Origin of the sequence: Qipengyuania sp. S6317L1 (assembly GCF_023015615.1) — a bacterium.
GTDB lineage: Bacteria > Pseudomonadota > Alphaproteobacteria > Sphingomonadales > Sphingomonadaceae > Erythrobacter.
Genome location: NZ_JALKAJ010000002.1, coordinates 45,218 through 59,419, shown reverse-complemented (window position 1 = coordinate 59,419; position 14,202 = coordinate 45,218). Strand labels below are relative to the sequence as shown.

The 14,202-nt window shown below is 54.9% G+C and carries 13 protein-coding genes; 11 read left to right on the top strand and 2 right to left on the bottom strand.

Going from position 1 to position 14,202, the window contains the following annotated elements; translation table 11 throughout:
* Positions 1 to 104 precede the first annotated feature (104 nt).
* The 9 genes from MWU38_RS01655 to MWU38_RS01615 all read left to right on the top strand — a co-directional run bounded on the left by MWU38_RS01655 (position 105) and on the right by MWU38_RS01615 (position 9,398).
* Positions 105 to 950 carry a HEPN domain-containing protein gene (locus tag MWU38_RS01655; protein ID WP_247271216.1) on the top strand — a complete coding sequence of 282 codons (846 nt, stop codon included), beginning with the start codon at positions 105 to 107 and terminating at the stop codon, positions 948 to 950.
* Positions 951 to 1,163: 213 nt separating this feature from the next.
* Positions 1,164 to 2,678: a SulP family inorganic anion transporter gene (locus MWU38_RS01650; protein ID WP_247270095.1), complete on the top strand. Its 1,515-nt coding sequence runs from the start codon at positions 1,164 to 1,166 to the stop codon at positions 2,676 to 2,678.
* Between the two features lie 304 nt (positions 2,679 to 2,982).
* Positions 2,983 to 4,158, top strand: coding sequence for an FkbM family methyltransferase (locus MWU38_RS01645; protein ID WP_247270094.1), 1,176 nt, complete (start codon positions 2,983 to 2,985; stop codon positions 4,156 to 4,158).
* A gap of 25 nt (positions 4,159 to 4,183) precedes the next feature.
* The gene (locus MWU38_RS01640; RefSeq protein ID WP_247270093.1) at positions 4,184 to 4,804 is read left to right on the top strand and encodes a 2-hydroxychromene-2-carboxylate isomerase; all 621 of its coding nucleotides are present in this window, start codon (positions 4,184 to 4,186) and stop codon (positions 4,802 to 4,804) included.
* Between the two features lie 397 nt (positions 4,805 to 5,201).
* A complete protein-coding gene (locus tag MWU38_RS01635) occupies positions 5,202 to 5,609 on the top strand; it encodes a DCC1-like thiol-disulfide oxidoreductase family protein (protein ID WP_247270092.1) in 408 nt (135 codons plus the stop codon).
* Positions 5,610 to 5,629: 20 nt separating this feature from the next.
* Entirely contained in the window at positions 5,630 to 7,327 is a 1,698-nt protein-coding gene (locus MWU38_RS01630) for an SDR family oxidoreductase (RefSeq protein WP_247270091.1), read from the top strand.
* 210 nt (positions 7,328 to 7,537) lie between these two features.
* On the top strand, positions 7,538 to 7,939 hold the full coding sequence (apaG, locus tag MWU38_RS01625) for a Co2+/Mg2+ efflux protein ApaG (RefSeq protein ID WP_247270090.1): 402 nt from the start codon (positions 7,538 to 7,540) through the stop codon (positions 7,937 to 7,939).
* 147 nt (positions 7,940 to 8,086) lie between these two features.
* A complete protein-coding gene (locus tag MWU38_RS01620; RefSeq protein WP_247270089.1) occupies positions 8,087 to 8,878 on the top strand; it encodes a LysR family transcriptional regulator in 792 nt (263 codons plus the stop codon).
* On the top strand, positions 8,871 to 9,398 hold the full coding sequence (locus tag MWU38_RS01615) for a GNAT family protein (protein ID WP_247270088.1): 528 nt from the start codon (positions 8,871 to 8,873) through the stop codon (positions 9,396 to 9,398). Before MWU38_RS01620 ends, MWU38_RS01615 begins: the two co-directional genes overlap by 8 nt.
* Positions 9,399 to 9,418: 20 nt before the next feature.
* On the opposite strand, the gene MWU38_RS01610 is transcribed toward MWU38_RS01615, so the two are convergent.
* Positions 9,419 to 10,138, bottom strand: a complete 720-nt coding sequence (locus MWU38_RS01610) for a hypothetical protein (protein ID WP_247270087.1) — start codon at positions 10,136 to 10,138, stop codon at positions 9,419 to 9,421.
* A gap of 90 nt (positions 10,139 to 10,228) precedes the next feature.
* The gene (locus MWU38_RS01605) at positions 10,229 to 12,652 is read right to left on the bottom strand and encodes a hypothetical protein (protein WP_247270086.1); all 2,424 of its coding nucleotides are present in this window, start codon (positions 12,650 to 12,652) and stop codon (positions 10,229 to 10,231) included.
* A gap of 450 nt (positions 12,653 to 13,102) precedes the next feature.
* Here MWU38_RS01605 and rpsL point away from each other — a divergent pair, with 450 nt between their 5' ends.
* Positions 13,103 to 13,474, top strand: a complete 372-nt coding sequence (gene rpsL, locus MWU38_RS01600; protein ID WP_034954477.1) for a 30S ribosomal protein S12 — start codon at positions 13,103 to 13,105, stop codon at positions 13,472 to 13,474.
* 135 nt (positions 13,475 to 13,609) lie between these two features.
* Positions 13,610 to 14,080: a 30S ribosomal protein S7 gene (gene rpsG / locus MWU38_RS01595; RefSeq protein WP_247270085.1), complete on the top strand. Its 471-nt coding sequence runs from the start codon at positions 13,610 to 13,612 to the stop codon at positions 14,078 to 14,080.
* The last annotated feature ends 122 nt before the right edge of the window (positions 14,081 to 14,202 follow it).

Here is a 14,202-nt window from a genome sequence, read left to right as displayed (position 1 = left end):
AGATATTGATCAAATAGGAGACCTGAACCATGTAGGATGGCAACCGGCAGAGAGATTGATCTATGCGACCACCGCGGCCCGAGAGTGCTGAATTCGAAGTTTTGATGACAACGATTGAGCAACAGCTTGTCGCTGATGGAATCGAGATTCCCTCCCGCCCGATATTTGCCATGATGGAAGTGTCGAAGCAGTTCAAGATACAGTTGCGAGGCGGTCCTCGGACGGCACATTCCACGGCTCAAGAGATAAAGGAGATCGCCTACGCTGACGCTATCTCTGAGTGGTATGAACGAAACTACAACGCACGGCTTAATGAAAGCCCAGGTCCACTTCGAACGGCTCTTTTGGTGGACGGCGATTTGTACAGTCTGAGAATTCCTTGGCAGTTGGGAAGCGTGGCTTACGTATCAACCCGGGAATGGCTGCCAAGTCCGTGTATCTCGCGTGGGCCGGTTAAAGCCAATGTGGTTCAGTTTTTGGATGACATTACTCCCGCCCGCGCCAAAAGACTTTCAGATAGGGCATTGAGGGACATAGCCGAGGCCTTCGCGATCGCGTATCCAGCTGCATCCACCCTCACTAGTTCGAGCCATAAGCTTATTTCTATCGCACGAGGCGACGCACAGGCAGCAGTCACAAACCTAATGGCTATGGAACAGCGTTACGGTGAGTCTAGGTGGGCTTCACTGCAAGCCGCTGAAAAAACGATAAAAGCTGCTATCGAATTAACAGGTGCCAAATTTGAGCAAACTCATAACTTGCAAAAGCTATACGATCAGTTGACTGCGGCAGGAATAAAATTTGATGCTAGAAGTCTGATCTATAACCTGCAGTGCTGGCCTAGTATTCGCTACGGTGAAGACCCTTCGACACGAGAACAAGCGCTCCTAGCTCATCGGTCGTCCCTCGAATTGGTAAACAGTATTAGGGAGACTGGCGTGCCCTTATAGCTTTGAACAGGGAAAATCAGAACAACTAGCCGCCGTTCCGCTTTCACCCCACGAATGGACGTAAATCGGCTTACTAAGACGAGTTTCAAGCAGACTTCCTCAAAACCCGCCTTGTGCGTTGCAGCATAACCCACTAGGCGCGGCGCAAATCGCTTTGGGCGGCACTGATCGACAATTTGGTCGTTGTCGCGATACGAAATCAGGATTCCTCACATGACCCAAACCGCTTCCTTTGCGGAGACATTCCGCCGTGACTGGCTGGCCCAGCCGCGCGCTGACATCCTGGCCGGCATTGTTGTTGCGCTCGCGCTAATTCCGGAAGCGATCGGCTTTGCCCTGATCGCAGGGGTGGACCCGAGCGTTGGCCTGTATGCAAGCGTCGCGATTGCGATGGTGATCGCCTTTACCGGCGGGCGTCCGGGCATGATCTCTGCCGCGACCGCCGCGGTGGCGGTTGTGGTGATCCCTTTGGTGCGCGATTACGGGGTCGAATATCTTTTTGCCGCAACCATCCTCATGGGCATTTTCCAGGGGATTGCGGCGGTCCTGCGGCTTAACCTGCTGATGCAATTCGTCTCGCGCAGCGTCATTACCGGCTTCGTCAATGCGCTCGCGATCCTTATCTTCATGGCGCAAATCCCGCAGCTTATGCCCGGTAACGAGGGCGTTGGCCCATGGACATGGGCTATGGTCGCGATTGGCCTTGGCATCATTTATGGCTTTCCGCGCATCACCAAGACCATTCCAAGCCCGCTGGTGGCCATCGTCCTGCTGACGGCGGCAACGATCTATTGGGGTTTGCCGGTCAACAATGTTGCAGGCGAAGGCGAACTTCCCAGCGGCCTGCCAAGCTTTGCCATCCCGAATGTGCCGTTGACGTGGGAAACCCTTGTCATCATCGCACCCTATTCACTGACAATGGCGGCGGTGGGCCTTCTGGAAAGTTTCCTCACCGCGCAAATCGTCGATGACATGACCCACACCGACAGCAACAAACAGCGCGAAGGTGCAGGGCAGGGCATTGCCAATATCGTGGCGGCCTTCTTTGGCGGCATGGGCGGCTGTGCAATGATCGGACAGTCGGTGATCAACGTTGCCTCTGGCGGACGGGGACGCTTGTCGACCTTTACCGCTGGTGCGTTCCTGTTGTTCCTTCTGACGGTGCTTGGCCCCTATGTGGGGCAGGTTCCCATGCCTGCGCTCGTCGCGGTGATGATCATGGTCAGCATCGGGACGTTCAGCTGGAATTCGATCCCCAATCTGCGCCGCCATCCGGCGACCAGCTCTATCGTGATGGTTGCAACCGTCGTGGTGGTGGTCTGGACCCACGATCTGGCGCTCGGCGTGCTGGTGGGTGTGCTGCTTTCAGGCATCTTCTTTGCGCAGAAGGTCAAGAACCTGTTCACCGTCGAGCGAGTGCGTCGCCCCAACAGCTCTGTCTATGTCGTCACAGGCGAAATCTTCTTCGCCAGCGTCGAGAAATTCCAGGACATGCTCGGCCCTGAAAGCCAGTATGAGGACGCAGCGCACCATGTGGTGATCGACGTGTCCAAGGCGCATTTCTGGGATATTTCCGCCATCGGTGCGCTTGAAAAAGCGGTAGAGCGGATGCGCCGCAACGGCCGTCACACGCGGGTCGTGGGCCTTAATGCGGCAAGCGCTGATCTGTTCGACAAATACGCGCTTGAAGATCGCACCGGGCTGGAACTTGGCCTCGCGCCGCATTGATCGCGGCGGAACCGAAAAAGCAAAGAGCCGAGGCCATGCGTGGTTACGCGCACACCTCGGCTCCTAAGCACATCTGTCCCGGTCAAAGGGTCTCTTTCGGGACAGTCAGAACGACTTTCGTGGCCTATAGCCGGTGCCTCTTGAGAAAGGGGCACGGTGCATAGTATTTCCGCACGCCTTAAAGAAACCGGGAAGAATGCGCTTAACGCGGATTTAACCAAAACGGACCTTTTTGACGTGACAATACTTCGTCCGCCAAATTGTTGGACTTGTGATTATTTCGGGCCGGTGTAGCGTTCCGATCATGGCTGAAGCACATGACCCCCTGTGGCAGGCCCCTGCTGATCATATCAAGGATCTTGGCATCAGGGCTGAGAAGGTTCTTGCACCTTCCGATTATCGCGCTGTTCTCCCCGGTTGCGGGACCAGATGCACGGCACCGCGTTCGGAAGAACTGGAGGCTTTGGTCCTCCACAAGGGCAACCTTGGCGAGATGCCGGGCGATGCAATTGTGAAGGCGCTGGACGAATTTGCGCCGACCTTTGCCAATGAAGTTTTCGTAGTCTTTACCAAGGGCGGGGAGCCGTTGGAGGATCAGACTCACGTGCCAAGCCGCGACTGGTTCTTGTCGACCGCACTGAACCAGCGCAGCACAATGTACCACATCGAGCGGCCCGAGCGCATGGCCGCAAGCTATGTCGGGCATGACAGGGTGCTGGTTGAAACGGCCTACCAACGGCTGATGCTGGTCAGCGGCAATGACACGGGGATCACTCCGCACCTGATTCGCGACGGCTATTTCGACCGCGCGATCACCGATATGATCCGCGAGTGTCTGAAGCCGGGGATGACCTTCCTCGATATCGGTGCAAATTTCGGCACCTACACGCTGATCGGCGCGGACGCTGTCGGCCATGAAGGCCGTGTCATTGCGGTCGAGCCGGCGGGCGAGATTGGCTATCTGCTGAAAGAAAACGTCGCCATGAACGGCTATGGCGGGACGACCAGTGTCGAACGCTGCGCGGTGGGCGATGAGCCGGGAAGACTCACGCTTTACGAATTTTCCTCAAGGCAGGGCGGAAACACCGTCATTCCGGTCGTGGCGCAGGCGGCGCAGGAAACTTATGGCGAGACGGTAAACACCCGCGACGTGCCATGCCGCACACTCGACGAGATCGTCGAAAGCCACGGGCTTGAGCGGGTTGATCTGATGAAGATCGACGTCGAGGGCTTTGAGTATCAGGCATTTTTGGGCGCACGCGGAATGCTCAAAGCCCATCGCCCGCGCATCATCATGGAATGGCTCGGCGGTTTTTACAAAGACCGCGAAGAGATAGGCCGGGCGCTCTGGGACCTGCTGACGGGTGAACTTGGATACGACTTGCGCCGTATCGAAGGCAATGCAACAACCCGGCCCATAACCTACGACGAGCTGTCACAAATCGAACATTCCGACCTGCTCGCCGAACCAAAGAGCTAATACCATGCACTAGAGAGGGGCATATATGGCGAACCGGGTTGAGTTGATTTTCGATTTTGTGAGCCCCAACGCCTATATGATCTGGTGGCCCCTTCGCGAGGTGGTGAAGCGCACCGGGGCAGAGCTTGATGTGACGCCGGTGTTCCTTGGCGGAATGCACAAGCTGACCGGCAATGCCCCGCCGATGATCCGCAATAAGGACGTGAAGGGCAAGGTCGAATATGACATGCTCGAAATGCAGCGTTTTATTGCCAAGCATCAGCTCAGTAATTTCAAGATGCACCCACAATTCCCGTTCAATTCCATTACCTTGCAGCGCATGCTTTACGCAGCCGACCAGGACGGGCGCGGGGTGCAGTTCGCCGAAGGCCTGCTCCCCGCAATCTGGGAAGAGGGCATTGATATTACCGATCCGGAGGCCCTTGGCCCAAGCGTTCAGGCGGCCGGTTTTGATGCAAAAGACCTGTTCGAGCGCAGCCAGAGCCAGGAAGTGAAGGACGGGCTGGTCGCCAATACGTCAGATGCGGTGGACAGGGGCGCGTTTGGCATACCGACGATGTTTGTGGGAGCAAAAGGAGAGAAGGGCGAAATCTTCTTTGGCAAGGAACGCCTTGGCCAGATTGAAGAGGAACTGGCGAAGGGTTAGTCCTTTGCCATGAGAGTATTTTTAACACATCCTGCGTTTGTGACGCCTTACTGGCTTAATTAAATCCACCCGGCCCAGCTCGACAATCACCACGTGCAATTGATCTGCCGCGTCGAGGACAAAAGCGGCGCGCGCAAGGGTATTGGCGTCTTCGAGCGGCTAGTCCTTGGGCCCTATGCTCCACTGGGGCTTGAGGGGATTTGATTCACGCGAGCTTGGGGCTCGTGCTGCGAATTTTGGGCCGACAGAAAAATTTTTCATTGTCAGTCAGCCATCTTAGGTAGCGTGTTCAAGCCTTGGCGTTGCAGACACCAAAGATTTCTCGTTATTATTGGAAAGTAGACTATCGCCATGATAACATCGCCTTACATCAGCGACAAATTGCGAAAGTTTAGAGATGCAGCTAAATGAGAATGAGCGCGTTGTCTTGTTCGATGCTGAATGCGTGCTTTGTTCAGCCAATGCGAAGCTCATTCTCAAACACGATCATCGCCAAATATTTCTTCTCGCTTCTATGCAAGGCGAAGTCGGGGCTCGGTTATTTACAGAGAATGGGCTCGACCCCAAAAACCCGTCCACAATTCTTGTGATCGAGAAAAATTTGGTTCGCAAGGATAGTGATGCAGTCCTTTCTATATATGAAAATCTGAAATTCCCCTTTAATTTGATGAGGATTTTCAGACTGGTACCCGCAGCCTTTCGCGATCCAATCTATCACTTCATCGCACTTAACCGCTATCGAATTTTTGGCCGGCGCGACACGTGCTGGGTGCCCCCCGAGGAATATAGGTCGCGCCTTCTTTAACTCTGGACAGTCAGCTTAATATGAAGGTTCTCATTCTTGGCGGTTATGGAGTGTTTGGAGGGCGATTGACGCAGTTGCTCTCTGACGTTCCGGATTTGACGATTTTTGTCGCTGGACGCGATAAAAAGAAAGCAACCGCGTTTTGCGCTTCCCAAGAGGGGGCAACTCGAACAGAACCTTATGCGCTTGATCGGCGTGATACAGCCGAAGCCTTGAAGGATCTTCAACCAGATCTGCTGGTGGACGGCACCGGTCCATTCCAACAGTATGGTGAAGCACCCTATGGCGTTGTCGAAGCCTGTATAGATGCTGGAGTAAATTACTTAGATTTCGCCGATGGCGCTGACTTCGTTCTGGGTATTTCAAGGTTCGATAAACCCGCCAAGAAAGCGGGCATCTATGCACTTTCTGGCGTGAGCAGTTTTCCTGTTTTGACCGCGGCTGTTTTGCGTGAGTTTGCCAAAACAATGGACATAGAGAAAGTTTCAGGCGGAATTGCTCCATCGCCGTATGCAGGTATCGGCCTAAATGTCATGCGTGCTGTGGTCGGATATGCTGGGGCACCGGTAAAGTTACGGCGTGATGGCTCAAACACTGTTGGTGTGGGTCTTGCTGAGAGCAGGCGCTTTACAATCGCAGTTCCGGGGCGGATGCCGCTTCGCAATATCCATTTTTCTCTGGTTGATGTCCCGGATTTGCAGGTCATTCCGCCTCAACATCCCACAATGACTGACATCTGGATGGGGGCAGGGCCGGTTCCAGAAGCGCTGCACCGTGCTCTTAATTTTTTAGCGAAAGTGCGGCACCTGTTTCGATTACCTTCACTCGTTCCGTTCTCGCGTCTTTTTTATAGTGTGCTGAATATCATGAGGTTCGGCGAGCATCGTGGCGGTATGTTTGTGACGGCTAAAGGGTGTGCAAACGGTAGGTTAGTCGAGCAGAGCTGGCACCTGCTCGCTGAAGCTAACGATGGCCCCCTTATTCCATCGATGGCAATCGAGGTACTTATTCGAAAAGCGATAGCAGGAAACCAACCAGAGGTTGGCGCCCGGCCAGCTGTAAATGCGCTCGACTTATCGGATTACGACCTGGCGTTCAAAGATCGCAAGATTTTTACAGGCATCCGTGATGATTTGGCGCATGGTCCGATTTACCGAACTGCCCTTGGTTCTGCATTCTACAGCCTGCCGCCTCAAGTGATTGAATTGCATGACAGTATGACCGAACGGCAATGGGTCGGAACGGCAGAAATTTGCCGAGGTACCAGTTTGCTTGCAAAAATTGTTGCTTTTTGCCTGAGTGCGCCACCGAATGGAGATAATACCCCAGTAACAGTCACCTTTAAACCAGACGACAATGGCGAATTGTGGACCCGTAATTTTGGTGGCAAGCTTTTCAAGTCACATCAGCGACTGGGGAAAGAAAAGAATGCATACCTGATAGTGGAGAAGTTCGGCCCAATAGATGTCGCGTTGGCACCAATTATAGAGGAGCAGCGATTTCGGCTAGTGCCAAGACGTTGGTCCGTCTTTGGAATACCATTGCCCAAGAGCTTGCTCCCCGAAGGAAACACCTTTGAATCACAAGAAGGCGGGCTCTTCAAATTTGATGTAGAGATTGCCGCTCCGCTGGTCGGGTTGATTTGTTCTTACAGAGGAACTCTCAGACAGCAATCGCAATCACTTGCGCCATCGCAAAGGACGAAAGTCGGCAAATAGCTCCCCTCACACGGTCAATCAGCCACCAGCTGCAAGAAGCCCCACTTCGGCGTGCTCCTGAGATCAAAGACAGGTTGATCAGTATGTCTGTTTGTTTCGCCACCTTTCCGTTTTGCGCAACAACCCTTGTTTCATTCAGGGGAAACTAAGGGGATTATCTGCAATGTCGCTCTTGATGGGCGAGAAATGATCGTTACCTTGGGGCCAGCCATGAAAGAACTCTTCCAACACGCAGCCACCACCGAAGGCATCACCGTGCGGGTCGCGGTCAACTTCCTGCCGGAGCAATCGCATCCTGAGGCGGGCAAGTGGTTCTGGGTCTATCACATCCGCATCGAAAACGGCTCCCACGAAGAGGTGAAGCTGCTCACCCGTCACTGGCGCATTACCGATGCGCGCGGGATGGTGAACCATGTCGATGGGGAAGGGGTTGTGGGCGAACAGCCTTTGCTCGGACCTGGCGAGAGCCACGATTATGTCTCGGGCTGCCCGCTGACCACGACGCACGGCTCGATGGAAGGTTTCTACACCTTCGCGAAAGCTGATGGCAGCCACTTGGAAGTGCGCATCCCGTTCTTCCCGCTCGCTGCGCCAGAGACCGCAGAACGCTAACCGCAGAACGCTAACCGCAGAACGCTGACGGCTGACGACTGGCGGGCGCTGGAAACCGGCGCTCGATAGCGTAGCTTTGGCGCGTCAAACGAGGCGTTGCATCCTGAAATCTTGCAGTAAATGCGAGTGCGGCCTAAGTCGTCTTTCGTGAAACGCACCCATCTCCCCTTGAACGCATTGCGGGTCTATGATGCCGCTGCGCGCCATCTTTCCTTTACGCGGGCGGCTGATGAGCTGGCCGTGACACCGGCAGCCGTGGGCCAGCAGATCCGCGCGCTTGAAGATCACCTTGGCGTGGTGCTGTTCCGGCGCACGTCCAAGGGATTGGAATTGACGCCCGAGGGTGAGGCCGGGCTGGACCCCTTGCGTGAGGGGTTCCTGCGGTTTGAGGAAAGCGTGTCCGCGATGCAGATGGGGCAGTCGAGCGATCGCTACACCATTGCGGCTCCGCGCGAGTTCTACGCCTCGTGGCTGGCGCCGCGCATTGCTCCGTTTCAAGCCTCGACGCCCGGAGTGCAATATATCCTTGCGCCCGATGAGGCCTCCGATTTTACCGAGGCGAACCTGGACCTCGCGATCCGTTTTATCGCTGGGCCGGGCGAGCTTCAGGGGGTGCAATTGGCGCCAGCCTTGCAGGTGCTTGTCGCGGCGCCCAATGCGCGCGATGCGTGGATTGACTGGCCCGAAGCGCGGCTGCCGGAAGGCACGAACGCTTGCGTCAAAACCGCCAGTGCAGGACAGGCGATGAGTTCGGCGCTCGCCGGCATGGGGCGCACCGTGCTGCCGCTGGCCTTGGTGGAATCGGCGCTTGAAGAAGGGCGATTGGTGAAGCTCGACGAACCGGTGGAAGGCAAACGCGCCTATTGGCTGGTGGCTCCGGTGCCGCAATGGCGATCCAAGAAGGTGAAGGCGCTGGTCGAGTTCCTCACCGGTGAGTGACGTCCCGACACTGAAAACCGACCGCTTCACCATGCGCCGATTGCAGCGCGGGGACGAGGTGGCGATGTTCCCGACCATGGCGGATGAGGAGCAGAGCCTTTACCTGACAAGGCCGAAGTTCGAGAGCGAAGAGGAGCTGTGGGACTGGTTCACAGACCCCGCTTGGCCCGGCCGCACATGGATCGCGGTCGATAGCGCGAATATGGTCGTTGGCCGCTTTGTCGCAGGGCCCGGCCATGGCTCGGATGACGCGCACGGCCCGGTGTTTGAAATCGGCTATATCACTGCCAAGCACGCGCAAGGGTCAGGGGTCGCGCGCGAGTGCACGAGGGCGCTTATCGACCACCTGTGGCAAGAGGGCGCGCGCAAGATCACCGCCGAAGTCGACACCCGCAACACGCCATCCGTGCGCCTTCTGGAAAGCCTCGGCTTCACACAAGAGGCGCATTTGCGCGAGCACGAGGTCACCCATATCGGCATGTGCGACGTGTATTGGTATGCGAAATTGCGCGGCGAATAACCCGCATCTGACCACCTCGCCTAGAGCCGTGTCGCGTCCTCTTCGTCCAGGCGTTCGTCTCCGGATCCTTCCGCCCGTCGCTGGCCATTCCTCTGGGCATTCATCTGGGCATCCCACTGCGCCTCATATTCGGCGCGCCATGCGGCCACCTTGCGATCAATCGAATCGCGGATCGCCTTGATCTTCGCCGGATCATTGGCCTCCTTGCGCTTCATCTCGGCATATTCCTCGCGCACCCTTTCATAGACCGGATGGCCGGGCCCGATATCCTTCTCCTTCGAGTATCGTTCGGGCAGGCGGTTGCGCAGGAAGAACATGACGAGGCTTTCATTGTGCGCGCGTTCGGTCGCCACCACCTCGCCACCCCGGATAATCTTGCGCTCCGAGCCTTCGATCGCGCGGGCGAGCGCCGTGTCCTCCAACCGGTTCACCCCCAGCTGCGCTGCCCGCTCCCACGCGGCTGCAAAGCCCTGTGCCCCCGGCATCTGCCTCAGTTTGTAAAGCGCCTCCATTGAGCGCCCGATGTGCCTCGCCGCGCTGGTGACGATGCCCGTCGCCGCCAGATGAGCGACAAATTCGCGCTGAAGATCAGGCGTGATCGAGTTCGCGCGGGGGCGCTTGTGGATATAGGGCTCAAAGGCGAGCAGCGGATCGCCGGGCTCAGGCGGCTCGCTCACAAAGGCCACGCGGCTGGTCGCTTGGCGAGGGGTTTTGCGAGTGGGGACGGGGAGGTTGGGCATGAGGCGGTCCTGCGGGGCGCAAAGGGCAAGGACCGGGGGATATTGCAGAATATTAGGGTGTAGGAAATACAGCTTTCACTACGATAAAAGTCAGTACTTGTACTTGTTAACGACATTTCTGACGCTGTTGAATTCGTCGTCTCGGACTTGAAGTACAGCCATGAAATCAAAGTAAGGGGGGCGGAAGCTAGCTTCGTCCCAGATCTTCGTAAGATAGTCTCGGAACCGTTCCGCCCTTTTTAGTCTGATTGCTATGTCGAAGGAGGACGCCCATTTGGACAAATCGTTCCGAACTCGCTGATCGAAAATCGGGGTGTCTATTGAGACAGCATCAAGGTATGAAAACTCTCCTACCCAGAACCTGACATGATAAATTCCAACACTAGTCGCTCTGTAGATGAAGCTTGTGGGGTCGATGTCATCAGCAACGTTTAGCTCTCTGTAGTGTGAATAAGGGGTTTCAATAAGTTTCTTGTTTGCAAGCGTCCGGAGTGCTTGACCAATTTGTCTGCTGTCAAATCCGTGGTGCTTCATTTCCCGTTCAATATCTTCCCCAGTAAAGAATCCGTCATTGTCCCTACTTCCACTGTTTGAGGCACAATAGGATACAATCAAGGGCTTGAGAAAATGCTCTTTTGAGTCGCTAGCATGAACATCAAACACGTTGCAGGCAACTAATGAGGACTCGCTGTTGAAATAGCGATACTGACCTAGCAAGGCATGCTTTGTGAATTCGTGGTAAGGTACAAGGTAATTTCCCGATTCATCTTCAAGTTCGACAATTTTTTTGGCTTCAACATTTGGACTACCAACAAAACCCGTGATGAGCTCGATCACGGATTTGGTATTTCCACCTGTAATGTTCCCGAGGAACTGCTGAATTCTCTTGTTGGACCTGACCGACCGCAACATCGCCCGCAAGAAAAGCACAATACTTGATAGATTAAACCTAATGCTTTCGAGCGCGCCGTGAGCGGCTTGCCCCTCCGCTACCCGCAAAGCAAAAGTCAGACGTCTTTTGATAACTTCGTCAGCTGGTGGAGGAGAGATTGTGAGAATTTTGTTCTGGTAAGCTGAAAGTGCCCCTGACATTTTCGACAAATAGAAAGTGCTTGGTCGTAATGACACGAAAACGTGGACTGTCCTTGTGGCTGCAAACTCCTGTGCAATCAAAAAAGCGTCTTGCTGTATTTCGAATGATCTTTGGTCGGCGTTGTCGACAACTATAATGACTCTCTGATTTCGGCCCTGAGCCAAATGAGCGAGTGATTGCTTAATGTGTGCTGGACGATCTGCAGTCTTCTTCAGCAGAAACCTTGTTCTTGCAAGCTTGTAGGATTGCGGCTCGGCCTCCTTGTTCTGTCCCTCCAAAGAGTTGTCAAACCTCTCTAGTTCTCGATGATAGATTGACTCAACAAATGAAGCCTCTTCAATATCTACAGAATAATTATCATAGAGGAGGTTAGGTATAGTTGTTAGGACGTGTTCCTTTATGTCATCAGTAAGGGTTGCTGATGTTCCGAGGTCGATGGTCAAGAATAATGTTCGAGAGTGGTCATCCTTCGGAATGCTCAAGAACAGGTTCTCAAAAAAGGACGACTTCCCAACCCCTACATCCCCGATGACGACTATTGGTCGAGAGCCAGCACCCACAAATGCCTGCTCAGCTATTTGTCCCGACTTTGAAGCATAGTCTAAGGCCGCAGGCTTCGAACCATGAGTATCAACCCGATTGTATCTCGACGTTATCGCTTGTTTGCTCAGAAGCAGATTGCGATTGTTCGCCTCAATGGCGACGTAGCATTCCTTATAGAATTCGGGTCGTAACTCCGGATTGTCCTCGATTTCTTCTAAAAGAAATGACCCAAGCTGGCGAAGCTCTTCTTGAAGATCGCTTCGATATCGAAAGCTCTGAGGTTCTGGGATGTGATCCGAGGCCTTCGCTGGGATTCTAATGTTCTGCCTGTCCGATAAGTTGCGTTGCGCTCGTTCTTCGTCGACACCCTCCGGCGACAAAAGGCTCCACAAGAGAGGGAATTCCCTGAGATAGGTGTCAAACCCGTCAAAGATATATGCGAACCCATCCAGCGGCGATTTGCCTGGTCCAAACGCGAGAAAAATTGCGATTTGAGGGCCATTGCAGACCACCGCTAGCTGCGCACCTTGAAAAGCACAGTAAGGAATTACTTGCTCTACCGCCGACTTTAGATGCGGAGAAGCGTCAGTTTGTGATCGTAGTTTATAAAGGTTTTTGGGCCCTGAATTTGGGAGAAGGGTCCAAGGTAGCGCTTCTTTCTTGGCTTCCAAAATTGCCTGTGACCGCCCTAATTTGTAGTCACTTCGCCCGCCTCCATCGTCAAAAGTCTCAACTTCAATGTCGGGTTTCTCCCACCCAAGACACTCTGTCAGCAGACGGTCAATGAACTGAAACCGATTTTGAGCTTCGTTCCAATGGTCGCTATCCATTGGGAACTGATCGATGATCTCTTTGAGGCGGACGCGACCTTCGCTCATGTCAATTGATGCTTGCATAGGATGGACCTTGCTTGAAAGCGATGAAGAGCGAAAGAGAATTCGACACCTTGACCCCACCAAAGAATCCCCCTAAGCGCCCCTCCATCTGAGGGCAGGGCTCGCTTTGGTGGTCCCCTAACTCGAACATAGAGCTGAACATTGGCGGCTCCTGATACCTTCACGGGTAAATGGGTCGGCAAAGTAATCCGGTGCTTTGATTGTGCTGGGTGGAGCGTTTCAGGCTCGTGCTGCTTTCGCTGGATCCCGGCCTTTGACCGGACCCACTCGCGAATGCCACGATACTGCTTCTCTTCATCTCCGGTTCCGTTGAACGCCAATTTACGTTCGCGCTTGCGCTGATGCGTTTCGGCAATATGCCGCGCACCCTTCAGCAAAAGTGGGAACCGGTTTTGCGCCCGGAAGGGTCGCCATCGAACGAAGTGAGTTAATATGCCAACTATCAACCAGCTGGTCCGCAAGGGCCGCACTCCGCAGAAGGCCAAGTCCAAGGTCCCTGCGATGGAGCAGAACCCGCAGAAGCGCGGTGTTTGCACCCGCGTCTATACGACGACCCCGAAGAAACCGAACTCCGCTTTGCGTAAAGTGGCCAAGGTTCGTCTCACCAACTCGCGTGAGGTGATCTCCTACATCCCTGGCGAAGGTCACAACCTGCAAGAGCACTCCGTTGTGCTTATCCGCGGTGGCCGTGTGCGCGACCTTCCCGGTGTTCGTTACCACGTCCTTCGCGGCGTGCTCGATACGCAAGGGGTCAAGGACCGCAAGCAGTCGCGTTCGAAATACGGCGCGAAGCGTCCGAAGTAATTGAGGCGCTGTGACGGCACTCTCCTCCGCCCTTCCACCATACCGGTAAAATTCCGGGTGGAAGGGCGGGGGAGAGGGCCGGCACAGCAAGGGCGCTCACGGATGTGAGTGACCACTCCAAAGGAGTTTTAAAAGATGTCACGTCGTCGTCGTCCCGAGAAACGGGTCATTCTGCCCGATCCCAAGTTTGGTGATCAGGTTCTGTCAAAGTTCATGAACAACCTTATGCTCGACGGTAAGAAAGCCGTTGCAGAAGGTATTGTGTATTCGGCGCTTGATGCGGTTGAATCGAAAGCCAAGGCCGATCCGGTTCAGCTGTTCCATGACGCTTTGAACAACGTAAAGCCGCAGGTTGAGGTTCGCTCACGCCGTGTTGGTGGTGCAACCTATCAGGTGCCGGTCGAGGTTCGTCCCGAGCGTGCACAGGCACTGGCCATTCGCTGGCTGATCGGTGCAGCGCGTGGTCGTCCTGAAACGACCATGTCGGCGCGCCTTTCGGGTGAGCTGCTGGATGCCGCGAACAACCGCGGTAACGCCGTGAAGAAGCGTGAGGATACGCACCGCATGGCGGATGCGAACCGCGCGTTCTCGCACTACCGCTGGTAATTGGATGTGGACAGCCCGGGCCTCAATGCACTTGTGGTCTTGGGCTTGTCACATTCGTAACTATATGGGGCGCTGACCTGTTGGTTAAGCTTTTTCAGGCGGCCCCCTACTCGAACTAAGGA